General features: G+C 64.8%; 1 protein-coding gene. It reads right to left on the minus strand.

Annotated elements, in window-relative coordinates:
• A partial coding sequence (locus C2L80_RS13530; RefSeq protein WP_193602647.1) for a rod shape-determining protein occupies window positions 1–472 on the minus strand: 472 nt, incomplete at its 3' end.
• Window positions 473–644: the final 172 nt, after the last annotated feature.

Below are 644 nucleotides of genomic sequence, written 5' to 3' on the forward strand. Positions count from 1 at the left end.
TGACGGGCAGGTCGGCGCCCATGGCCGCGGCCATGGGCTCCTCGATGAGGTAGGCCTGGCGCGCGCCGGCCTGGATGGCGGCCTCGAACACCGCACGCTTCTCCACCGACGTGGCGCCGCACGGGATGCAGATGACGATGCGCGGCTTGGCCTGCCACGGGTACTTGCGCACGGCGGCCTTGTTGATGAACGCCGAGAGCATGGCCTCCGTCACGTCGTAGTCGGCGATGACGCCGTCCTTGAGCGGATGCTCGGCCGAGAACGCCTCGGGCGTGTGGTTGATCATGTTCTTCGCCTCATGGCCCACCGCGAGCACCCGGTGCGTGCTCTTCTCGATGGCGACGACGGAGGGCTCGTTGATGACGATGCCCTCGCCCGTGATGGCGACCAGTGTATTGGCAGTCCCGAGGTCGATGGCCATGTCCGTAGACATTTGGCCGGTCAGCCCGGAGAACGCGTCTAAAAAGGACATAGAGGCAAACCCCTTGAATTCTCGTATTCCAAGTAAAAACGCATTCTAGCACAGGCGTTGCCCCGGCGTTGAAAATCCACGAGGGGCACACCCCGCCCGGCGGGCGGGGAGCGTGACAAAAGGACGGGGATAATGTCACATCCGCACCCGAGGGGCACGAGCCCCCTTCGCC

This window comes from Rubneribacter badeniensis, from assembly GCF_002899695.1.
Classification (GTDB): domain Bacteria; phylum Actinomycetota; class Coriobacteriia; order Coriobacteriales; family Eggerthellaceae; genus Rubneribacter; species Rubneribacter badeniensis.